At 60.8% G+C, this 22,516-nt stretch carries 19 protein-coding genes and 1 tRNA gene; 10 read left to right on the top strand and 10 right to left on the bottom strand.

Going from position 1 to position 22,516, the window contains the following annotated elements; all coding sequences use genetic code 11:
- Positions 1-41: 41 nt before the first annotated feature.
- The gene (locus SJY33_RS05685) at positions 42-500 is read left to right on the top strand and encodes a very short patch repair endonuclease (RefSeq protein ID WP_379921631.1); all 459 of its coding nucleotides are present in this window, start codon (positions 42-44) and stop codon (positions 498-500) included.
- Between the two features lie 150 nt (positions 501-650).
- On the opposite strand, the gene SJY33_RS05690 is transcribed toward SJY33_RS05685, so the two are convergent.
- From SJY33_RS05690 to SJY33_RS05700, 3 genes are all read right to left on the bottom strand, one after another.
- On the bottom strand, positions 651-935 hold the full coding sequence (locus SJY33_RS05690) for a hypothetical protein (protein WP_379921632.1): 285 nt from the start codon (positions 933-935) through the stop codon (positions 651-653).
- A gap of 378 nt (positions 936-1,313) precedes the next feature.
- Positions 1,314-3,683, bottom strand: a complete 2,370-nt coding sequence (locus SJY33_RS05695) for an EAL domain-containing protein (RefSeq protein ID WP_379921634.1) — start codon at positions 3,681-3,683, stop codon at positions 1,314-1,316.
- 104 nt (positions 3,684-3,787) lie between these two features.
- Positions 3,788-4,258, bottom strand: coding sequence for a DUF3429 domain-containing protein (locus SJY33_RS05700; protein ID WP_379921636.1), 471 nt, complete (start codon positions 4,256-4,258; stop codon positions 3,788-3,790).
- Between the two features lie 78 nt (positions 4,259-4,336).
- On the opposite strand from SJY33_RS05700, the gene SJY33_RS05705 reads away from it, so the two are divergent.
- From SJY33_RS05705 to SJY33_RS05715, 3 genes are all read left to right on the top strand, one after another.
- Positions 4,337-5,110, top strand: coding sequence for an SDR family NAD(P)-dependent oxidoreductase (locus SJY33_RS05705; protein WP_379921637.1), 774 nt, complete (start codon positions 4,337-4,339; stop codon positions 5,108-5,110).
- 59 nt (positions 5,111-5,169) lie between these two features.
- Positions 5,170-6,606: an ABC1 kinase family protein gene (locus SJY33_RS05710; protein ID WP_379921639.1), complete on the top strand. Its 1,437-nt coding sequence runs from the start codon at positions 5,170-5,172 to the stop codon at positions 6,604-6,606.
- Between the two features lie 143 nt (positions 6,607-6,749).
- Positions 6,750-7,250, top strand: a complete 501-nt coding sequence (locus SJY33_RS05715) for a low molecular weight protein-tyrosine-phosphatase (RefSeq protein ID WP_379921640.1) — start codon at positions 6,750-6,752, stop codon at positions 7,248-7,250.
- Between the two features lie 4 nt (positions 7,251-7,254).
- Here SJY33_RS05715 and recG read toward each other — a convergent pair whose 3' ends face one another.
- Positions 7,255-9,330 carry an ATP-dependent DNA helicase RecG gene (gene recG, locus SJY33_RS05720; RefSeq protein WP_379921641.1) on the bottom strand — a complete coding sequence of 692 codons (2,076 nt, stop codon included), beginning with the start codon at positions 9,328-9,330 and terminating at the stop codon, positions 7,255-7,257.
- A gap of 71 nt (positions 9,331-9,401) precedes the next feature.
- Between recG and SJY33_RS05725 the strand changes: the two genes are divergently transcribed.
- Together SJY33_RS05725 and mfd are read left to right on the top strand one after the other, a co-directional pair.
- Positions 9,402-9,680 carry a succinate dehydrogenase assembly factor 2 gene (locus SJY33_RS05725; protein WP_379921642.1) on the top strand — a complete coding sequence of 93 codons (279 nt, stop codon included), beginning with the start codon at positions 9,402-9,404 and terminating at the stop codon, positions 9,678-9,680.
- Between the two features lie 53 nt (positions 9,681-9,733).
- Positions 9,734-13,237, top strand: a complete 3,504-nt coding sequence (gene mfd / locus SJY33_RS05730; RefSeq protein ID WP_379921643.1) for a transcription-repair coupling factor — start codon at positions 9,734-9,736, stop codon at positions 13,235-13,237.
- Between the two features lie 261 nt (positions 13,238-13,498).
- On the opposite strand, the gene SJY33_RS05735 is transcribed toward mfd, so the two are convergent.
- Positions 13,499-14,329 carry an EAL domain-containing protein gene (locus SJY33_RS05735; protein ID WP_379921644.1) on the bottom strand — a complete coding sequence of 277 codons (831 nt, stop codon included), beginning with the start codon at positions 14,327-14,329 and terminating at the stop codon, positions 13,499-13,501.
- A 144-nt stretch (positions 14,330-14,473) separates the two neighbouring features.
- Here SJY33_RS05735 and SJY33_RS05740 point away from each other — a divergent pair, with 144 nt between their 5' ends.
- Positions 14,474-15,268: an NAD kinase gene (locus SJY33_RS05740; RefSeq protein ID WP_379921645.1), complete on the top strand. Its 795-nt coding sequence runs from the start codon at positions 14,474-14,476 to the stop codon at positions 15,266-15,268.
- 86 nt (positions 15,269-15,354) lie between these two features.
- Positions 15,355-15,429, top strand: a tRNA-Asn gene (locus tag SJY33_RS05745).
- 6 nt (positions 15,430-15,435) lie between these two features.
- Here SJY33_RS05745 and SJY33_RS05750 read toward each other — a convergent pair.
- From SJY33_RS05750 to SJY33_RS05765, 4 genes are all read right to left on the bottom strand, one after another.
- Complete coding sequence (locus SJY33_RS05750; RefSeq protein WP_379921646.1) at positions 15,436-15,696, bottom strand: energy transducer TonB; 261 nt, start codon at positions 15,694-15,696, stop codon at positions 15,436-15,438.
- Positions 15,697-15,928: 232 nt separating this feature from the next.
- Positions 15,929-16,684, bottom strand: coding sequence for a sulfite exporter TauE/SafE family protein (locus SJY33_RS05755; RefSeq protein WP_379921647.1), 756 nt, complete (start codon positions 16,682-16,684; stop codon positions 15,929-15,931).
- A gap of 32 nt (positions 16,685-16,716) precedes the next feature.
- The gene (secA, locus tag SJY33_RS05760; RefSeq protein ID WP_379921649.1) at positions 16,717-19,479 is read right to left on the bottom strand and encodes a preprotein translocase subunit SecA; all 2,763 of its coding nucleotides are present in this window, start codon (positions 19,477-19,479) and stop codon (positions 16,717-16,719) included.
- Positions 19,480-19,602: 123 nt separating this feature from the next.
- Positions 19,603-19,878: a hypothetical protein gene (locus SJY33_RS05765; RefSeq protein WP_379921650.1), complete on the bottom strand. Its 276-nt coding sequence runs from the start codon at positions 19,876-19,878 to the stop codon at positions 19,603-19,605.
- An 87-nt stretch (positions 19,879-19,965) separates the two neighbouring features.
- Between SJY33_RS05765 and argJ the strand changes: the two genes are divergently transcribed.
- Together argJ and SJY33_RS05775 are read left to right on the top strand one after the other, a co-directional pair.
- Entirely contained in the window at positions 19,966-21,192 is a 1,227-nt protein-coding gene (argJ, locus tag SJY33_RS05770; RefSeq protein WP_379921652.1) for a bifunctional glutamate N-acetyltransferase/amino-acid acetyltransferase ArgJ, read from the top strand.
- Positions 21,189-21,989 carry an inositol monophosphatase family protein gene (locus tag SJY33_RS05775; protein WP_379921653.1) on the top strand — a complete coding sequence of 267 codons (801 nt, stop codon included), beginning with the start codon at positions 21,189-21,191 and terminating at the stop codon, positions 21,987-21,989. Before argJ ends, SJY33_RS05775 begins: the two co-directional genes overlap by 4 nt.
- A gap of 180 nt (positions 21,990-22,169) precedes the next feature.
- Here the strand turns inward: SJY33_RS05775 and trxA are convergent, their stop codons facing one another.
- On the bottom strand, positions 22,170-22,490 hold the full coding sequence (trxA, locus tag SJY33_RS05780) for a thioredoxin (protein WP_379921654.1): 321 nt from the start codon (positions 22,488-22,490) through the stop codon (positions 22,170-22,172).
- Positions 22,491-22,516: the final 26 nt, after the last annotated feature.

A 22,516-nucleotide genomic window follows, 5' to 3' on the forward strand; every position in this document is an offset into this window, starting at 1 on the left:
CGTTTTACTAGGAAGGCTCGGATAATCCAGGATCAATTCACATGGTGGACGTCGTAAATCCAGAAACCCGTTCGCGAATGATGAGCGGCATCCGTGGCGCGAACACGAAACCGGAATTGAACGTTCGACGAAGATTGCATGCTGCCGGTTTTCGCTACGGGCTGCATCGCAAGGATCTGCCCGGCAGACCGGACCTCGTCATGCCGCGCCACGATGCGGTCATTTTCGTCCACGGCTGCTACTGGCACAGGCACCCGGGCTGCCGTCTAGCGACAACGCCATCTACGCGAACCGACTTCTGGACAGCGAAATTCACGGCCAATCAAGAGAGAGACCGGCGCAACATTGCTGAGCTTCGTGACAGGGGCTGGCGGGTTGCAATCGTCTGGGAGTGCGGGGTCAGGACTGCGACCGATGCTGACGAGGCAGTGAATGAGCTGATCGCATGGCTGCTCTCCGACAGGGACCAGATCGAAATACCACAGGCAGCCAGATCCTGAAAATATCGGACACAGTCGGGCGGGGTTGCTGCTGGATTTCTATCGTCGAGACGATCTTAATTCGACTCTCGCACTGTGCCACAAATTGTGCCACAGATTGTGCCACACGCTTCGTCCGGGAGCGTGGAAATGGCTGTTTTCTGCGAACGCTTAGAAGCGGTCGAAAATTAGTCGGGAATCCTCTCTCCCCGACCAATTTTCTTTTTCTGTTTGTTTTAGGACGGACGGCTTGTGGCCTTCGCACACTGCCTTGGCCTTAGCCTTGGCGATGCCTTCCAACTGCGCTTCCTTACGGATGCCGGTTTCGTACTCAGGAAAGATCCTCAGCATCTGACGTAAGGCGCGGCCTGCGGGTATGGAGCTATCGATAGGCTTTTCGGTGGCAATGGCGACGATTCGCCGAAGGGCGGCAACGGTGACGGCAAACCAGAGCACTGCTGGCTCAAATCAGGGCGCTGCCCGCAAGGGCTGCGTTTGAAAAGAGCGCCAAGCACCCCCTGCGGCCTGACTTGCTGATGCCCGAATTCTACGGCTGGTCGGTCGCGCCGTATCAGGTTTATTGCCATTCAACGGTAAGTGACACGCGGCCCCAATCCGTCTGCGGAAGCAACGGCATCGCAGCGATGACAACTGGCACTTGGAAGATTTCACGCAGCACAAAAGAAGAGAGCCCCGGTTTCCCGAGGCTCTCCGCGTTCCAAAGGCTATGCCGTATTAGCGGCTGCCGAGAACGAGTGTGATCCAACCCCACATAAATCTTCTCCTATCAGCGCCAAATGCTGTAGGATCGATTTAACACTTTATTAACCTTAATCAACCGTAAATTGCAGTCCGGCCTCCGCCCATCATCGCCAGAAGTTCGGGCATGGCGATGGCAGGAGAAAACAGGTATCCCTGCGCCTGATCGCATCCCATTGCACGCAGGGTTGCCGCGACTGAAAGATCTTCGACACCTTCAGCGACAACGGTCTTGCCGAGCGAATGGGCAATCTCGATCGTGGCACGAACCACGGCACGGCTTTCTTCTGATGTGGCCATGTGCTGCACAAAACGCTTGTCGATCTTCAGCTCGGAGCTCGGTAGCGTTTCGATGTATTCCAGATTGGATTCGCCAGTTCCGAAATCATCGATCGACAGGCTGATGCCACGTGCCTTGAGCGCCGCGATCTGCGGAGCAATACGATGATCTTCGAGCTTTGCAGTTTCCGTCAGTTCAAGAGTAAGGTTCTCGGGCGGAAAATCATATCGACCCAGTAAGGTCATGATATCGAACAGCAGATGCGTGTCCGAAAGGCTTTTGGCCGACATGTTCACCGCCAGCTTGAACCGTGGATCGAGCGCGATCGCCTGCTTGGCATCAATCAGCGCCTTTTGCATGACAAGCAGCGTCAGCTCGTTGATCCGGTCGCTCGCTTCAGCAGCAAGCACAAGATCCTGAGGACTGACATGATCGCCGCCATCAGGACGCCAGCGAATCAGCGTTTCGGCACCGACGATCCGTCCTGAAGCAAGATCGATCTTGGGCTGATAAGCCACGCCGATACTGCGTTCGCGCAGCCCCTTTTCCAGGACACGGATCAGTTCGAGACGGTTGTTGCGCGCTTCAAGATGCGCTGCATCATTGACGATGAAGCGCATACCACGTGTGGCGGCTTCTTCGGACGCTTGCATTGCCTTCTTGATGCGAAGCGCCACCGGCAATTCGTGATTGGTATCAATACCCAAGGCCGGGCTGCCATTGGACGACTGAAGTTCGTAGCTGATTGCCGTCTTGAGCATCAGCGCCAGTCCATCCGCATGACGCTGCAAATCGAAATCTTCCATTCGCGGCGCGAACCAAACCAGAATATCGCGCTCAAATGCCACATCGCCGACTTCGCCCGGTCCTTTGACATAGGCGATCAACGTATTGACGAATTCTCCGATTTCGCGGGCGGACCAATCTTCTGAAAATTCTGCCAGATTGGCAATTTTCAGCGCATAGACATCGTTTTGATCATTCGTGCGGTCAGAGCTTATGGCGGTTGTCGTCATCGCATCAACGTCATTGCTGTAATACTTGCGATTGATCCGCTGGAAGCCAATTGCGGCCACGCCCATCGCCATAAGTGCTGGCATGACATCCATGTTGATGTTGATTTCATCGAGCACGAAACCAACTGAAAGCAACCCTGCGGCGGCATACCACATCGCGTGCGACGATCGCCGGCGATTGGCTATCTGAAAGGCGACGGCCAAAGCTGCGATAACCATCGCCGGATACCACATCAGGTCCAGCGGTGTTCCGCGTTTTAATGTATGCGCGCCGAGAACATGAAAATACGCGCCCGGTACTCGGGTGTTTGGTCGGAAGGGCATGAAAAAGTAATCGTTCGAGCCAAAAAAGGCCTGCCCGATGACGACATTTTTGCCACGCAGATTTTCCGCGGCGATCCGGCCATGCAAGATGTCGGTGTAACTGTATGACGGAACGGTCAACGGATCGAAGGCCGCATCCGGCCTGTATGATCTTGAAGGACCACTGTAGCCAGATAAGACCGTAGAAATCGACGGAAAGGTGCTTTCATGCAGCTCAACCGATGTGGGAAATATAACCGAAAGACCGAACAGGTTGGCGCGGCCGTTCATGGCCGCAAGGCGTGCGGATCTGCTGAATTCGGGCAGTGGCCTCAGTTCTTCAAGTGTCTGAAATCCAACATCGACGGTGGGAGTGAAACCCAACCATACCTTGCCCTTGTGACGGGCCAGGGTTTGTGCAAATTTCGCGTCGGACGCGGGTGTTTCGGGGTCGGCGTGCGCCCGGTCAAAGACCACCCGATCCACGCCAGCGGCAATCAGCCTGTCGACCACCTGACTATCCTGCAACCGGTCCGGCAGGTTGCGACCATTGGCGTTCATAGTCTTTTCGTCGATTGCAATCATGACGATGTCATTCGGTGCGGGGCGTGACCGCATTTCGGCACGGACTGCGCGGTACATGTCTTCGATCGGCAACGGCAGATCGATGACCGCTGCGAACACTCCTACCACTACCGCCAGCGCAGCCACCTTCGACCGCTTGCGGCGCAGTAGCGAAGCGCCCGAGCGTTGAGTCATTTCCTGCCGCAAATTTGCGACTTCATCGCCCGCAAAACCGAGCGATTGCCGCATCCTTTCAGCCAGAGTGTTAAACGATCCGATCATTAAACGTGCGTTCCTGGGGGCAAAGCCATGCTTCGTCCTAGGATACGTTGGTTAATTCATCGCAAACGGTGGATCCCCGATCCGGTCACGCATGACAGAAGTGGTCAGATGACCCTGTCGGCCAGAAAGCCGAGCACAATCGTCAACACGCCAAGCCCGATCGACAGGTGCCAGCGCAGGCGCAGGAAATCACGCGCAGCAAAACCCAGTGCCCTGTCGATTAAGGGTGATACCAGGATAAGCGCGCCCAGATACAGCAACGCCGGGCCTGGCCAGTCCCATCCGAAGGTCCATGGCAGGAACAGCGCGACAGCAAGCAGGCTTGGCATCACAGCCAGAACATAGGCGCCGGTGGTCGCCCGGCCACTTTGTACCGCCTGCCCCCACCATACGCCGCCCAGAAAGCTGAAGATGGCAGCAGCGTAAGCGAACCCCCCGGCAAGTGCGCTGTAACGCCATTCGTGTCCGGTCAGGATCAGCGCAAGGCAGATAATCTGCGGCAAGAGTCCGGCATAGCCCAGCGCCCGTGCGGTTTGCGAAAGCGAGGCTGCGCTTCGAGATGTTTGATCGTCCATCCCGCCACAAGTCGCAGGCCCCCTGCCCGGTTCCCGCCTCGCTTGCAGCGCCGCTGTGATTGGGCCAACAGATGAGGCATGGAACTCTTTGATCTTAGTGGCCGCAGCGTGGTCATCACCGGAGGCAATGGCGGGCTTGGCCTTGCGATGGCGCGGGGTCTTGCAAAGGCAGGCGCCAACATCGCCATTTGGGCACGCGATCGGGACAAGAACGCAGCAGCTGTCAGCGAATTGCGCAGTTGCGGCGCGGGGGAGATAACCGCGCTGACATGCGATGTTGGCGAAGAAAACGCCATTGCAACCGCCACAGCCCGCACAATTGACACGTTCGGACGGATCGATGTGTGTTTTGCCAACGCCGGGATTGCGGGAGCTGGCACGGCCATCCCGGACATCACCCTGGACGGCTGGGATCACACTATGGCAATCAATACGCGCGGCGCGGCGCTGGTTTACAAGCATGTTAGCCGGCACATGCTGTCGCGGGCGCAGGAAGGGGATGCAGGGGGAAAGCTGATCGCCACATCGTCCGGCCAATCGATCATGGGGGTCAATCGATCGTCCGATTATGCAGCGTCCAAAGCCGCACTGAATGGACTCACCCGCGCGGCCGCATTTGAACTGGCGCGCTATCGGATCACGGCCAATGCGCTGCTTTTCGGCTTTTACGAGACGGATATCACCGCAAAGGCAGACCCGCGCTTTGCTGAATGGATGAGCCGCCGCATTCCCCTGCGCCGGTCGGGGGATCATCAGGGTCTGGAAGGGCTCGCGGTGTTCTTCGCCTCGTCGCATTCCGATTACATCACGGGACAATGTCTGCCCGTCGATGGAGGCTTGAGTATCTCCTGACGGCCTGCCCGCCTCCTTTGCGCCAGCATCGCGGTTCCCATTTGAAAGGGGAACGCACCATGGCCCGGGCCGTTGCCTGCAAAAGCCTCTTGCAACCGGAAACACTTACCTTGGCTGATGATCCCTCCATTCCCGACTTCGACAATCTGCCCGATGATCGCAGGCGCCAACGGGCGGTGCCTTCGGGCCGGATCGCGCGCTTCGGCACATTTGGCCGGCTCGTTGGGGGCGTAGCAGGGGGAATGGTGGCCGAAGGTGCGCGGCGGATCGCCAGCGGCGAAGGGATCACGGCCAAAGACCTGATCCTGACCCCGGGCAACGTTCAGCGCATGACCGACCGCCTCTCGCACCTTCGCGGGGCCGCGATGAAGATGGGGCAGATGATCAGTCTGGACGCAGGCGATTTCCTGCCTGACGAGCTTTCCAAGATTCTCGCCACCCTGCGCGATCAGGCGAATTTCATGCCCACCAAACAACTGGACGCGGTTTTGCGCGCTGAATGGGGGCCGGATTGGCGCAAATCCTTCCGCTGGTTCAACCCGCGTCCCATCGCCGCAGCCAGCATCGGTCAGGTTCACAAGGCCCTGACCCGCGATGGCGAAGAACTGGCGATCAAGGTGCAATATCCAGGCGTTGCCAAAAGCATCGACAGCGATGTCGACAACGTGATGACGCTGTTGAAGGTTGCCGGGTTTGCGCCGCCGGAACTGGAGATGGAAAAGCTGATGGCCGCCGCCAAGCAGCAGCTTCACGAAGAAGCCGATTACACCCGCGAAGGCGCGCAAATGGAGATGTACCGCGCCGCGCTGAACGGCACGCCGGGTTTCGTCGTACCAAGGTTGCATCAGGGCCTTACCCGCGGATCTATTCTCGCGATGAGCTTCGAAGATGGCATATCGATCGAAGAGCTGGGCAATGAACCGCCCGAACGCCGCGATGAAGTCTTTGGCCGCCTGATCCGGCTGGTGGCGCGCGAATTGTTCGAATTCGGCGTGATGCAGACCGATCCCAACTTTGCCAATTTCCGCTACCGCCGCGACACGGGTGAAATCATCCTGCTCGACTTTGGCGCCTGTCGTCCGGTCGATCCAGCGGTGGCCAACGGATATCGCAAGATGCTGCAGGCAGGCTTGCAGGGCAATGCGCAGGACGTTCTGGCCGCAACCATCGAGGCTGGCTTCATGATGCCGATCGTCGCGGAAAAACATCCCGAACGGGTAAACCGGATGATCGACATCGTAATGAACGAGATGCGCGAAGACGCGCCGTTCGATTTTGGCGATCGCGGTTTCGTCCCGCTACTGCGCGAAGAAGGCTACGCCATTGCGCAGGACAAGGACACCTGGGCCTTCCCGCCCATTGAAACGCTGTTCGTGCAACGTAAGGTATCGGGCACCGCGCTGCTGGGCGCGCGGTTGAAGGCCAGGGTCAATATCCGGCGGATCACCGAAGAGGTTCTGGCAGGCACCGATCCTGTGCCCGAGCCCACTGAATGACGGCGCGTATGCGGTGTTAAGTGATTATTAGGTAAAAATCCCGTGGAACGCCGCAGGTAAATGCGTCGAATTGAGATATGTTTCACGCGAAACCAACACGATAGGACGTGACAGCGGTTGTAAATTGGTTTAGCGGGCTTCCCATGCATGGGGGGTTTGAGCATAATTTCGGAGTGCTGTTCGTGTGTCTTGGCAATATCTGCCGGTCACCGATGGCAGAAGGCGCGTTTCGCGCCGCGGCGGTGGCGCGCAATCTTGCGTGTCATGTGGAATCGGCCGGCACCGCATCGTTCCACCTTGGGTGTTCCCCTGATCCGCGGGCCATTACGGCTGCTCGGGCGCACGGAATCGATATTGCGCAGCAAACGGCCCGTCAGATCGAGCGCGACGATTTCTTCCGGTTTTCGCATATCATTGCGATGGACCGCGCCAATCTTGAAGCGTTGCGCGCGCGGGCCCCGCGCGATGGCACCGCCAGGTTGGCGATGCTGCTCGATGCTGTCGAAGGGCGCCGGGGCGAACCGATTGCCGATCCCTATTATGGCGCCCCAGCCGCTTTCGAAGCGACGTGGAATGTCATCAATACCGGTGTGAATGCTTGGGCCGACCGGATCGTGCATGAAATGACCATGCGAGCGGGGTGACACGCTACCCCCCGCGGAGCAGTTGCACGCCCCAATCGCGTTCAAACAGATAAAGCAGGATGCGGGCCGCTTCGCCGCGCTGACTGGTCAGCCCTCCATCACGCTCAATCAGCAGGCGCGCATCGCTGTGTGCGACCGGTAGCAGCTTTTGCACCTGATCGAGATTGGCGATCCGAAACGCAGCTTCGCCTGACTGGCGCGTGCCAAGCAGTTCGCCGCCGCCGCGCAGCGCCAGATCTTCTTCGGCGATGCGGAAACCATCCTGTGTCTCGCGCATCAGGGCAAGGCGGGCGCGGCCCGTTTCGGACAAGGCGCCGCCGCGCAACAAAAGACAGGTCGATTTTTCAGCCCCGCGCCCAACCCGGCCGCGCAACTGGTGAAGTTGCGCCAGACCAAAGCGTTCTGCCTGTTCGATCACCATCAATGTCGCAGTGGGAACATCCACACCCACTTCGATAACCGTGGTGGCCACCAGCAACCGGGCCGCGCCGCTGGCAAAACGCTCCATTGCGGCATCCTTGATTTCGGGTCGAAGCTGCCCGTGAACCAGCACGACGGCATCGCCGAAATGCGTTTGCAACGCGGCAAAGCGGGCTTCAGCCGCTGCAATATCGGCCAGATCGGGCGCACCGTCGATTTCACGCACCATCGGACACACCCAATAGGCCTGCTGTCCGCTGGCAAGATGGCGCGCCACGCCCGCGACCACATCGTCCATCCGTTCCTGCGGAACGACCCGCGTATCGATTGCCTGTCGGCCCGGCGGCAGTTCATCGAGCCGGCTGACATCCATCTCGCCATATTGCGCCAGCGTCAGCGATCTTGGGATGGGCGTCGCGGTCATGGCCAGCGTATGCGGCGCACGCCTGCCCTTGGCTGCCAGCGCAAGCCGCTGCGCCACACCAAACCGGTGCTGCTCATCGATCACCACCAGCCCCAGATCACGATAATTGACCGATTCCTGGAAGATGGCATGCGTGCCCACCAGCATCTGGATTGATCCGTCCATCAATCCCATCAGGATGCTTTCACGCTCGCGCCCCTTGGCACGTCCGGTCAGGATCGCGATTTCCACGCCCGTTGGCGCCAGCATTTTGCGCAAGGTTTCGTAATGCTGCCGGGCGAGAATTTCGGTGGGCGCCAGAAGCGCGGCCTGTTTGCCCGCTTCTGCGGCAATGAGCATGGCATTCAGCGCCACGACTGTCTTGCCGGCGCCGACATCGCCCTGCAGCAGTCGCAGCATCGGCGCTTCCTGCTCCATATCGCCCGCAATCTCGTCGATCGAACGCTGCTGCGCGCCGGTCATGGCAAAAGGCAGCTGCAATCGCTCTCGCAGACTGCCATCGCCGCGCAGCGCCTGACCCTTGCGTCGCCGCCCTTCGGCCTTGACCAGCAGCAAGGCCAGGCTGTTGGCCAGAAGTTCGTCATACGCCAATCGATCAAGCGCCTTGGGATCGGTCGTTTCATGCCCCAGATACAGCGCGTCACGCCACGCCGGCCAGCCCGAACGTTCAAGCTGTCCGGGCTCGATCCATTCGGAGAGCGCAGGCAGCCGGGCCAGTGCCTGCCGCGCAAAATCGGCCAGACGGGGCTGCGTCAGCCCGTCCGACAGGCGGTAGACCGGCTCGCTCAGCCGTCCCATGTTCGCCGCGCTGGTGGGTTCGATATGATCGGGGTGCACGATCTGAAGCATGTCGCCATACCGGTCGAGCCGCCCCGCCACCCAGCGCTGTTCCCCAACCGGGACCAGCTTCTTCCCCGAAAAGGCAGCGCGGCCGAACCAGGTCAGCGCGCAGATATTGCCTGCCTCGTCCTGCGCCAGAACGCGATACGGCCCCCGGCTTCCGGCACGCGGCGCGCGGTGTTCGATCGCGGTCAGCGCGATGATGACCTGTTCGCCTTCGCTGCCCGAATCGAGATCGGGGATAGCCCGCCGGCTGACGAACCGTTCAGGCAGGTGGTAGGCCAGATCCTTGATCCGGGTCAGGCCCAGCTTTTCAAGCGGCTTCATCAGCTTTGGCCCGACCCCCTCAAGGGTCTGGACTTCGGCGAACAACGGATTGAGAGCCTCGGGGCGCATTGCGCTTCGCTATCACCACACCTGCCGTATTGCGAGTTGAAGCCGCGCAAGGCTGTGGCTAGGTGAAGGTCATGACTGATGCCCCCTCATTCGAACAACGTCTGGCCCGCGCCAAGTTTCGTAGCTGGCACCGCGGCACCCGCGAAGCCGATTACATGATCGGCGGCTTTTACGATCGCTATCATCACGCGTGGGCTGAAGCCGAACTGGCGTGGTTCGAAGCGCTTCTGGACGAAGACGATGTCGACATCATGGCTTGGGCGCTGCGTTCGCAGCAACCGCCCGAACATCTGGCAGGCGATCTGCTGGAAGCCATGCAGAAGCTCGATTATGTCGATATTCCGCGCTGAATGACAGCGGCCTGCGGGAACCCTTTGGTCCCGCACCGCTTGACAGGAAACCTATGCCCGATCTCAACCGCATTCTCGCGGCCCGCGAACCGCTGACCCTCGCCTCGCTTCCTCGCGGAAGCCTGCCGCTGGTGCTGTCCGATCTGGCACGCGCGGCCAAGCGGCGCGCGGTGTTCATCGCGCCCGATGATTCCGCGATGCGTGCCGCGGCCGAAGCGGCCCGTTTCTTCGCGCCCGAGATTGAGGTTGTCACCTTCCCGGCATGGGATTGCCTTCCCTACGACCGGGCAAGCCCTGCCCTGTCTATCAGCGCCGAACGGCTCGCCGCGCTGCACCGCTTGCAACAGCCCGGCGCAGCGCAGCAATTGCTGGTCACCACTGTCAACGCGGTCTTGCAGCGGGTGCTGACCCCGTTCCGGGTGCGCGAAAGCGTGCGCGAATTCCGCGTGGGCACCACGATCGGCCATGAAAGTCTTGCCGCGCTTTTGTCCCGTCAGGGTTATGGACGCACGGACACGGTGATCGACCACGGCGAATTTGCGGTGCGCGGTTCGATCGTCGACATCTTTCCCTCCAGCCTCGATTCCGGCCTGCGGCTCGACTTCTTTGGGGACGAGCTGGAAAGTCTTCGCCTGTTCGACCCCGCCACGCAGCTGACGGTCGAACGGATTGACGAACATCTGCTGCTGCCCGCATCCGAAGCATTGCTGGATGACGACAGCATCAAACGCTTCCGCACCCGTTACCGCGAACTTTTTGGCGCCAACGCCACGCAGGACCCGCTGTACGAAGCCGTGTCCGAAGGGCGGCGGCTTGCGGGCATGGAACACTGGCTTCCGCTGTTCGAAGACCGCATGGCCACCTTGTTCGACCACCTTGGAAAGGATGACGTGGTCGTCATCGATCAAGGGGCCGTGGGCGCAGCGGAAGAACGGCTGGCCGACATCGCTGATTATCACCAGCAGCGCAGCAGCATCGCGGGTGAGAAAAAGGGCAGCTATCGTCCACTTGCGCCCGATGCGCTTTACCTTACCCGCACCGAATTCGACGCAGCGCTCACAGGTATGCCCGCGCACCGGGCGAGCGGTTTTGCCGCCGATAACAGCGCCGGCGTGCTCGATTTCGGGTTCCGCTCCGCACGCGATTTTTCGCCTGAGCGTGGCCGCGGCGAAAACGTGTACGAGGCTGCCGCAGCACACCTTAAAAGCGTGGCAAAGTCATCGCGCAAGTCACTGATAGCAGCTTATTCCATCGGCAGCGCCCGGCGGATGGCGGCGATATTGGAAGAAGCAGGCGCGCCGACCGCGCTGGCCGATAGCTGGCAGCAGGCGCTGGGGCTTGCCGCCAAGAACAAGACCGCCGTGGTGGTGCTCCCGCTCGAAAGCGGTTTTTCCAGCGAAACCCTGGATCTGGTGACAGAGGCCGACGTGCTGGGCGATCGGCTGGTGCGTCGCAAGAAGAAACGCAAGGATTCCGACGCTTTCCTTGCCGAACTTCAGGCCCTGGCGCGCGGCGATCTGGTGGTTCACATCGAACATGGGATCGGGCGCTATCTTGGGCTTGAACCGATCCCCGTGGGCAAGAGCCAGCACGATTGCGTCGCGCTGGAATATGCCGGCGGAGACAAGCTGTTCATCCCGGTCGAGAACATCGACGTTCTCAGCCGCTACGGCTCGTCCGAACTGGCTGTCCAACTGGACAGGCTGGGCGGCGAGGCATGGCAGCGCCGCCGCGCCAAGCTGAAGGAACGCATCACCGCGATCGCTGGCGAATTGATGCAGGTCGCTGCCGCCCGCGCATTGCGGCAGGCGCCCGCCCTTCCCGCCGATCCTGCAACACTTGGCCAGTTCACCGACCGCTTCCCCTGGTCCGAAACCGAAGATCAGGAACACGCGATTGCCGATGTGCTGGGCGATCTGGAAAGCGGACGCCCGATGGACCGGCTGGTGTGCGGCGATGTCGGCTTCGGCAAGACCGAAGTCGCGCTGCGCGCTGCGTTTGTTGCCGCGATGAACGGCCAGCAGGTCGCGGTGGTCGCCCCTACCACGCTGCTGGCGCGCCAGCATTACCAGAACTTTGCCGAACGCTTCGCAGGCTTCCCGCTCAATGTTGGGCGGCTTTCGCGTCTCGTCACCTCCAAGGAAGCGACCGAAACCCGCGAAGGGCTGGAAAACGGCCAGATCGACCTGGTTGTCGGCACCCATGCGATCCTGTCCAAATCCACCAAGTTCAAAAATCTTGGTCTTGTGATCGTGGATGAAGAACAGCGGTTCGGCGTCACGCACAAGGAAAAGCTGAAGCAGCTTCGGGCCGATGTCCACGTGCTCACACTGACCGCCACGCCGATCCCGCGCACGCTGCAAATGGCCATGAGCGGGCTGCGCGAACTCAGCACCATTCAGACGCCGCCGGTCGATCGGCTTGCGGTGCGCACTTACGTGATGGAATGGGATGACATGGTGATGCGCGAGGCGTTGCTGCGCGAACATCACCGCGGCGGGCAGAGCTTTATCGTCGTGCCGCGCATTTCCGACATGACCGATATCGAAGAATGGCTGCGTGACAATGCGCCCGAAATCAAGGCGGTGACAGCGCATGGCCAAATGAGCCCCAGCGAAGTCGAAGAACGCATGGGCGCCTTCTATGATCGCAAGTATGATGTGCTGCTATCGACCACCATCGTCGAAAGCGGGCTGGATATTCCTTCGGCCAATACGATCATCATTCACCGCGCCGACCGTTTTGGCCTTGCCCAGCTGTATCAGCTGCGCGGCCGTGTGGGCCGCGCCAAACTGCGCGCCTATGCCTATCTCACGCATGAAGCCGGGGTGGCATTGTCCGAAGTCGCGCAGAAACGATTGAAAGTGCTAGGCGATCTGGACACGCTGGGTGCAGGCTTCCAGCTCGCCAGCCACGATCTCGACATCCGCGGCGCGGGCAACCTGCTAGGCGATGAACAATCCGGACACATCCGCGAAGTCGGGTTCGAATTGTATCAGGCCATGCTGGAAGAAGCGATCATCGCTGCCAAGGCGGGCGAAATGGGGCTGGAACGTCCCCGCGACAAGGTCAGCCCCCAGATCACGGTCGATGCGCCGATCATGATCCCGGAACAATACGTTCCCGATCTGGCGGTTCGCATGGCGCTGTATCGCCGCCTCAATCAGGCGGATGGACAGCAGGAGATAGAAAGCCTTGCCGCCGAAATGATCGACCGTTTTGGCGACCTTCCGCAACCGACCAAGAATTTGATCCGCTTGATCGAGATCAAGCATCAGGCCATCGGCGCGAACATTGCCAAAATGGATGTTGGCGCACGCGGAACGCTTGTCACCTTCCACAATGACGACTTCCCCGATCCGCTAGGCCTGATCGCCTATGTCGAACGGCTGAACCAAGGTGGACAGGAAACCGCCAAACTGCGCCCTGATATGAAACTGGTCATCAACCGCGCATGGGGCGACCCGCAAAGCCGGCTTAATGGCCTGTTCCAACTGACCAAGGGGCTGTCTGCAGTTGTGAAGAAGAAGGCTTCTAAGGCGAAAAAGGCAGCGTAAGAGTGTACCTGGGGTTGATGCTCGGCCTGTCAGTCTTGGGATACTGTTATAAGCGCAACTGTCTCACCAGAAATCTGCTCCGTCCCAAAGTGCTGACAAACGCGCTGTTTCCTACAGCGGCCTGGCAACTGTATCGCAGCGGCTATGCCCCGCTCGCCCATCAGCCGTGTTACATACCAACAGTCAGACGAATGCGGGGCGATGTGTTTTTGCGTTCAGGACAATGTCTCATATGTCTCCTACACGCGTGGCGCCGCACGATCAGCCGTGACCCATCCCCCGTGCTGTACGCGCCAGTGCCAGCACGCTTTCGCTGGGCATTGGCTGGGCCCGCAGGAAACCCTGCCAATAATCGCATCCTTCAGCGGTGATCGCGGCGCGCTGGATCTCGTCCTCGATCCCTTCGGCATAGACTGCAAGGCCAAGCGCCTTGCCCAGCGTCACGATCGCACGCAACACGGCAAGCGCGGTGGCATCAGCCGGCACGCCGTCCACCATCGCCTTGTCCAGTTTCAACGCATCCAGAGGAAGTTCGCGCAAGTAGCGGAAATTGCAATAGCCCGCGCCAAAATCGTCAAGCGCGGTGCGAAATCCCAAGCCCCGCAATGCCTTCAAGGCGCTGGCAGCTTGCGGCAGATTGCGCAGCAACACGTCCTCGGTGATTTCCAGCATCAGGCGATGCGGCGCGATTTCCGATCGCCCGATCAGCGCAGCAAAATCGGCCGCGAAGCGCGGGTCGCCCAGTTCTTCGGGGGTGATGTTGAGCGACAGGGTCAGGTTTTCCGGCCACGTTGCAGCATCTTCCAGCGCGCGGGCCACCACATGCCGCGACAACGGCGATACCAGCGCGGCGCGTTCGGCCACTGCAAACAGATCGCGCGCGCCTACTGCGCCCAGCGTGGGATGGCGCCAGCGTGCCAGCGCTTCGGCCCCCACCACAGCGCCTGTGGCAGACGCAAATTGCGGCTGAAACAGCACCTCGATTTCGCGCCTTTCCAGCGCGCTCAGCAGATCGGCCTCAAGCACGTCCGGATCAACCCCCGGAAATCGTCCCCGAGCCGAGCCACGCAAGGATATACGACCCTGATCCATCACGTTCCTCTTGCCCCGGCCCCCTCTAACCATTGAACGCCAACCTGCCTCGCATCAATTGCAATCCGCCCGAAACTGGCACATCAGGGCCGACGCCAAGCGATGCGCCGGGGATAAACGGCGATCGCTGTCACAGGGGGTTCAATGGCCAGCACGACGACAACCTATCAGCGACTGGCACTGCTGGCCTCCGACACGCCCCGCGCCATGGAAGCGCACGCGGCGCTGCTTGGTCAAGGCGAATGGGCGCCGATTGAGGAAGCCGATGCGGTGGTGGTGCTGGGGGGCGATGGGTTCATGCTGCAAACCCTGCACGCGATGCTGGATGCCGGGCGGGTGGTCCCCGCCTATGGCATGAACCTTGGCACCGTGGGTTTCCTGATGAACCGTTATGACAAGCGCGCCGCCATCGCAGCACGGCTGAACCGGGCACGGCGCTGGTCGATTGCCCCGCTCAGGGTCGAGGCGGTGACGCAAGGGGGCGATGTTCACGTGATGAACGCGATCAATGAAATCTCCCTGCTGCGCGAAACTCGTCAGACCGCAAAAATCGAAGTCACCGTGGGCGACCGCGTACGAATCCGCGAACTGGTCTGCGATGGTGTGCTGGTGGCAACCCCGGCCGGGTCGACCGCATACAACCTGTCGGCGCATGGCCCGATCCTGCCGCTCGACAGCAAGATGCTCGCACTGACCCCGATCAGCCCGTTTCGCCCGCGCCGCTGGCGCGGTGCAATTCTGCCTGATCGCATGAAAATCGTGTTGCGCGTGCTCGACCCCGTAAAACGCCCGGTGGCCGCCGTTGCAGATCAGAAAGAGCTGCGTGATATTGCCGAAGTCAGGTTGGAAATCGCACAGGATGCCGCGCTGACCTTGCTGTTCGACCCTGGGCAGAGCCTTGAAGAACGCATCGTGGCCGAACAATTCATCACAGCGTGATCTTCTGTCAAAACCCTCTTGCAATCATTCAACACCCCCCATATAGGCGCGCTTCCGCTCTTCCTTACACCGCTTGGAAGAGTTGCTCCCCGATAGCTCAGCGGTAGAGTAGGTGACTGTTAATCACTTGGCCGTAGGTTCGAATCCTACTCGGGGAGCCATTTCTTCTAACCTTCGAGCGAATATGTCACCTCTGCCGTGTAGTCGGCGGAGGTCGGGTTACCGTCAGCGTCTAAGGCGGGATCGAAGCGCGCATAACGCATCATGCCCGCGCAGGCGGCAGTATCGAGCAAGTCGTGCCCGCTTGATTTCGTGATCCTGCAATCCTTCGGCCGACCATCGGCGCTCACTGACACTGTGACACTCACTGTCCCTTCCTGCCCCCGGATCCCAGCGTGGACGGGATAGGCTTGGACAATCATGGCCATCCATTTCTCTTCATTTCGCGTGGCCAGCGCTCTTGATCGGTCTGCTACGCCAAGCCCGGTCGATGGGGTCGGATGGACCTGGGGCGAGGCCTGACCGAGGCTGGTGTCATCTTGGGCCCAAACCGCTGACATGGCTCCGAAAAGAAGCCCCTGACCCGCTAGCCATATCGTCACCCGCATCATCTGCTCCCCATTGGCGGCGCATTGAAACTTATCATCAAAGGATAATCGCTCACACCCCTGCCAGCAGCCGCACGCCTACCACGCCGACCAGCAGCGCGGTCAGCCAGCGGATCCACTTGGGCGGCAGCAGGCGCGCGGCCATCAGGCTCCCCACCTGCCCGCCGATCACCACTGCGACCAGCAGCGGCAAGGCTGCGCCGATGGCGGGGCCCAGCAGATCGGGGCCGTTCTTGAGCATCTGCCCGGCGAGGCCGAACAGCGAATTGACCAGAATGAACAGGCTCGCCGTGGCCGCAATCCCGCGCGGTTCGTGCCAGCGCGCAAGGTGCAGCAGCGGCGCAAGGAAGATGCCGCCGCCAATGCCCACAAGGCCGGCGATATAGCCGAGCGGCGCAGCCGCCAGCGGCATCCACCGGGCGAAGCGGGTGGGCGCGCCTCCTCCTCCTTCGCGCACAGGGATCAGCATCGTCAGTGCGGTCAGCACCAGACTGCCGCCAAGCAACATCAGGAAGCTAGCCTCCCTGATCGGGGTCAGCCCCCCAACAAAGCTCGCCGGCGCACCGACGGCGATGATTACCGCAGCGCGCCGCCATGGGGTCAGTCCGGCGCGGGCAAAGCGAATGCTTGAACCGGCGACCACCACGATGTTGCAAGCCAGCGCGACCAGCGGCAGCAAACGGTAGTCGAGCCCTGACAGCGCCAGCAGCGCAGCATAGGTCGAACCGCCGCCGAAACCGACACTGGCATACAATAGCGCCGTGACAAGAAATGCCAGCGCCAGCAGCACGGGAACCGCACCGATCATCTCGACCCCACGCTAGTTCCCGCGTCCGCGTGTCACACCGTCTGCGCAGCGCCGATGGCGCCGTGGCAGTGCTTGTACTTGTTCCCCGAACCGCATGGGCACGGCGCATTGCGGCTGATTTCCAGGTTGGCGTAGGGGTTGTTCGTGTTCGCCCCGCCCGGCCCCGTTGCGGCGCGCGGGCTTCCGGCGAGCGACCCGAACAATTCGGGCCGCAGTTCCGACCCGTCGCCGTCATTCGAATTGTCGAGCCCGGTCAGCGGATCGATATGGCCGGTGAGAAAATCGGGCAGTTCGGGCAGGCCCTGAGGCTGCGGTGGTTCGATCCGCAATTCTGCGCGGAACAGGATTTTGGTCACCTCCTCGCGCAGTGTTTCCAGCATCGTTTCAAACAGCGCAAAGGCTTCCTGCTTGTATTCGTTGATCGGTTGCTTTTGCGCAATTCCGCGCATCCAGATCACCTGACGCAAGGCGTCGAGCGTGGCGAGGTGTTCTTTCCAGTGATGATCGAGCTGGCGCAGCAGCACGTCCTTTTCGACCATGCGCCAGATCGCCGGGTCCGATGCCGATACCTTGGCGTCAGTCATCTCGTCAGTGAGTGCGCGCAGCTTTTCTTCGAGCAGGTCAGGCTCAACCTCGTCTTCGGCAAGCCATGCATCGAAGGGGGGCTGGAAGCCGAAGATTTCTTCGGTGCGCGCCTTCAGCCCTTCGATATCCCATTGTTCCGGGTAGGAACCGGGAGGGCAGGCAGCACCGATCATGGCGTTGACCGTATCGTGCCGCATATCGACCACCACATCGTCGACCGCTTCGGAATCCATGATTTCGGACCGCTGTTCGTAAACCACCTTGCGCTGGTCGTTCATAACGTCGTCATACTGAACAACCTGCTTGCGCATGTCGTAGTTGCGCGCTTCAACCTTCTTCTGCGCGGTTTCGATCGCCTTCGACAGCCACTTTGACCCGATCGCCTCACCATCGGCGAGGTTGGAATTCATCATCTTGGAGAACAACGTGTCAGGCCCGAAGATACGCAGAAGATCGTCTTCAAGGCAGAGGTAGAAGCGCGACAGGCCCGGATCGCCCTGGCGGCCCGAACGACCACGCAGCTGGTTGTCAATGCGGCGCGATTCGTGCCGTTCTGTGCCGAGCACAAACAAGCCGCCGGCTTGCTTTACCTGTTCCTTTTCGGCGGCGACTTCGGCCTTGATGCGGGCTGCGCCTGCATCGCGCTCCGGCCCTTCGGGCATGTCGCCCAGTTCATCGAGCACGCGGTATTCGACATTGCCGCCGAGCTGAATATCGGTGCCGCGGCCAGCCATGTTCGTAGCAATCGTCACCGCACCAAGTCGCCCGGCCTGCGCCACGATCCGCGCTTCCTGTTCATGGAACCGCGCATTCAGCACCGAATGCGTCACGCCTTCCTTGTCGAGAAACTGGCTAAGCAGTTCGGACTTCTCGATTGAAACCGTACCCACCAGCACCGGCTGACCGATCTCCTGCTTTTGCTTGATCGCCTTGGCAATGGCGCCGAACTTGTCGACGGTGTTCTTGTAGAATTCGTCATCTTCATCGATGCGGGCGACGGGCAGGTTGGTCGGGATTTCCACGACGCCCACCTTGTAGATGTCCCAGAATTCCGCCGCTTCGGTTGCCGCGGTCCCGGTCATGCCGGAAAGCTTGGGATACATGCGGAAATAGTTCTGGAACGTGATCGAAGCCAGCGTCTGGTTTTCCGGTTCGATCCTCACGCCTTCCTTGGCTTCAACCGCCTGGTGCAGACCGTTCGACCAACGCCGGCCATCCATCATGCGTCCGGTGAATTCATCGATGATGACAACCTTGCCATCCTTCACGATATAATCGGTATCGCGCTTGCGGCCGAAGTTGGCGACCAGCGCCTGATCGAGATGGTGGACGACCTGCGTGTTTTCCACATCGAACAGGTTTTCGGTGGCAAGCAGGCCCTTTTCGAGCAGCAGCTTTTCCACTTCTTCCATACCATCTTCAGTCAGCTGAACGCGTTTCACCTTTTCATCGATGTCGAGCCATTCGACAGGGATTTCGCGGGCGACCTGATCGAGCTGGACGTAGAGTTCGGACTTGTCCTCTGTCGGGCCGGAGATGATCAGCGGGGTGCGCGCTTCGTCGATCAGGATCGAATCGACCTCGTCGACGATCGCGAAGTTGAACGGCCGCTGCGCCATGCCGCTGCGTTCGTGCTTCATGTTGTCGCGCAGATAATCGAAGCCGAACTCGTTGTTGGTGCCGTAAGTGATGTCGGCGTTGTAGGCATCGCGCTTGTATTCCTCGGGCATGCCGGGAACAATCACGCCGACGGTCAGGCCGAGCCAGTTGTAGAGCTTGCCCATTTCGGCGGCGTCGCGCCGGGCAAGGTAATCGTTCACCGTCACCACGTGCACGCCCTTGCCTTCAAGTGCGTTGAGATAGACCGCCAGCGTCGCCATCAGGGTCTTGCCTTCGCCGGTGCGCATCTCGGCAATCTCGCCGCGGTGAAGGACGAGGCCGCCGATCAGCTGCACATCGAAGTGGCGCATGCCAAACACGCGCACCGATGCTTCGCGCACCGTGGCAAAGGCTTCGGGCATCACATCGTCAAGGCTGGAGCCTTGATCGATCAACGCCCGCAGCTTGGCGGTCTGACCTTGCAGATCGGCATCGGTGAGAGCCTGAAGTTCAGGTTCAAGCGCGTTAATCTGCGCAATGACCTTGCGTGCGGATTTGATGTAGCGATCATTCGACGAACCGAAGACCGACTTGACGAAGGCGTTCAACATGAAGGCAAACCTTTTGTAAGGGTACAAGCCCGTCCTGCGGGCTGTGAAACTGTTTGTGGGGTAACAGCGCGCGGCCTTCAGGCCCGGCGCGCCGCAATTCGCAGGGGTGACGCAATGGCACGCCTATTCGAAGGCGCGTTCAATCCCCATCAACACGGGCAGACGCAGCGCGTGCGGTGTAACGGGCGCAACGCTGGGCGATTCCATCGCCCGTGATGCGCTGATCGTGGCCGGCGCTGGTTGGGCAGCCACGCTTTCGTTCCGAGCCGCTTCGTTGCCGGCAGCCGCAGCGATGCTGGACCCGCACGCCAGCGCCTCAGCCAACGACGCCTGCGCCGGGCTGCCAAAGGCAGCAAGGCCGGAAAGCAGGGCCAGAAAGGCGAGAATATGCCGCGTCATGCCAGGCCCAGATAGGCAATCACAGCGGTTTCGTCCACTGGCTTTGCCGATTTACTGCAAGCCACTGCCAGCTTAGAGGCTTACTTCATGCAGATCGATCGCTCTCCACTGGCCCGCCCCTTCCCCCATCTTCCTGACATTGCAGGCGTGACGCTGCGTGTCGTGCGCGCCGGGTACAAGACCTGGGACCGCTGCGACCTTACCTTTGTCGAATTGACGCAAAGCACTAGCGTGGCGGGGGTCTTTACCAAAAGCGCCTGCGCATCTTCCGAAGTCGAACTGGGACGCGAAGCGGTAAAGCAGGGGCGTGCGCGGGCGCTGATCGTCAACGCGGGCAATTCCAACGCCTTCACCGGTTGGCGTGGGCGGGAGGCTGTCGATGCGATCCGTGCGCAGGTCAGCACCGCACTGGGATGCCGGGAAGACGAAGTGTTCGTATCATCCACCGGGGTCATTGGCGTGCCCCTGCCCATCGACAAGGCCCGCGCCGGGATCACCGCAGCTCTTGCAGCGCAGCCATGCGGCTGGGAAGACGCCACCAATGCGATCGGCACCACCGATACCTTTGCCAAAGGTGCGGGCGCCAGCGCGATGATCGGCGCAACGCGTGTCCAGTTTGCCGGGATCATCAAGGGCAGCGGCATGATCGCGCCCGATATGGCAACAATGCTGGGTTACATTTTCACCGATGCCGATGTTGCACCGGCTTTTCTGCAAGACGCGCTGGAGCGTGCCAATGCGGCCACGTTCAGCTGCATCACGGTGGATGGCGACACATCGACCAGTGACACCGTGATGGCCTTCGCCGCGGCGAAGGCGGGCAACCTGCGGATTGAAAGCTGGGACAGCCCGGGCGCAGATGCCTTCGCCGCGGCGCTGGCCGATGTCTGCCGCACGCTGGCACAGCTTGTCGTGCGCGATGGCGAAGGCGCGCAAAAGTTCATCAGCATCCGCGTGAGCGGCGCGGTCAACGATGACAGCGCGCGCCGCGTGGGCCTTTCCATCGCCAACTCGCCGCTGGTGAAAACGGCGATCGCGGGTGAGGATGCTAACTGGGGCCGCGTGGTCATGGCGGTAGGCAAGGCCGGCGAGCCAGCAGATCGTGACAGGCTTTCGATCGCCTTCGGCGGCGTTTGGGCGGCGCGCAACGGCCTGCCGGTCGAAGGGTATGACGAAGCCCCGGTGGCCGCGCATCTGAAGGGCGAGGACATCGACATAGCGGTTGATCTGGCGCTTGGCGATGGCCGCGCAACCGTGTGGACCTGCGATCTCACGCACGGTTACATCGCGATCAACGCGGACTACCGCTCGTGAGCCTCTCCGCCCTCGACGCTGAAATCCGCGACCTGATGCGCTTTGCCGCGCAACGTTCGATGCTGCCGCGGTTCCGCAATCTGGCGGCAGGCGACGTGGAAATGAAGGGCACAGATGACCCTGTCACCATCGTCGACCGCGAAGTCGAGGCCTTCTTGACCGAGGCTCTGACCCGGCTCGCCCCCGGTGTTGCGGTTGTGGGCGAGGAAGCGGTTCACGCCGACAAGGCAGTGCTCGATCATCTGTCGGGTCAGTGCTGGATCATCGATCCTCTGGATGGCACCGCCAACTTCGCCGAAGGGAAGGAACCCTTCGGCATCATCATCGCGTTGGCCGATGCCGGCCGTGCGGTCGCAGGCTGGATTTACGATCCGGTAAAGGACCGCTTCTGCCACACCTGCGAAGGGCACGGCGCGTTCATCGAGGGTGAACGGATCGCGGCGCGGCCGACAGGCTTGCAACCGCCCGTCAGCGCCGTTAGCCGCATGTTCCTGTCGCCCGAACAATCGGCGATGGTCGATGCAAGATTGGCGCCGCATTACACTCTCGTCGACATTCCGCGCTGCGCTGCCGAACAATACCCGCGGCTGGCCCTGGGCGACAATGATGTGTCCAGCTTTACCCGCACGCTGGCCTGGGATCATGCCGCAGGGGTGTTGTGGCTGAACGAGGCAGGCGGCAAGGCGGCGCGCTACGATGGCAGCCCGTACCGCGTGGATGACCAACAAGCGACAGGGCTTGTCGGCGCATCCACGCCAGCAATTTGGGAAGATTTCGTGCGCCGCACGCAGGCGTAGAACGCTTTCCTACAGCTAATGGTCATGCGAGCATCACGCCCATGACCTGCCCCCGCCCCCATCGCGCGATCCATTCAGCAACGCTTGAACCGGGGGCGGGTTTTCCTGTTCTGGACAGTGTCTCATGTGTCTCCAACAGCCTTGCCGCCGGAGACACGATTGGTCGCTATGCGCCTTGAATCAAAGCTCGCTTTCGAGCCACGCCTTCAATTGGCCCTTGGGCGCAGCGCCCAGCTTGCGGGCGACGGGTTCACCGTTCTTGAACAGCACCATCAGCGGGATCGACTGAACGCCGATCTGCGCCGCGATATCGGTGTTTTCCATGATGTCAATCTTGGCGATCTTCACCTTGTCCGAAAGCTCATCACTGATCTCTTCCAACGCGGGTGCGATCATCTTGCAAGGGCCGCACCATTCTGCCCAGAAGTCCACCAGCACTGGGGTATCGCTATCCAGCACATCAGCCTGAAAGCTTGCATCGGTCACATTGACGGTTGCCATGTTGTATCTCCTTTTGCCAGCGACCA

It is taken from the genome of Erythrobacter sp. R86502 (genome assembly GCF_042466465.1).
GTDB lineage: Bacteria > Pseudomonadota > Alphaproteobacteria > Sphingomonadales > Sphingomonadaceae > Erythrobacter.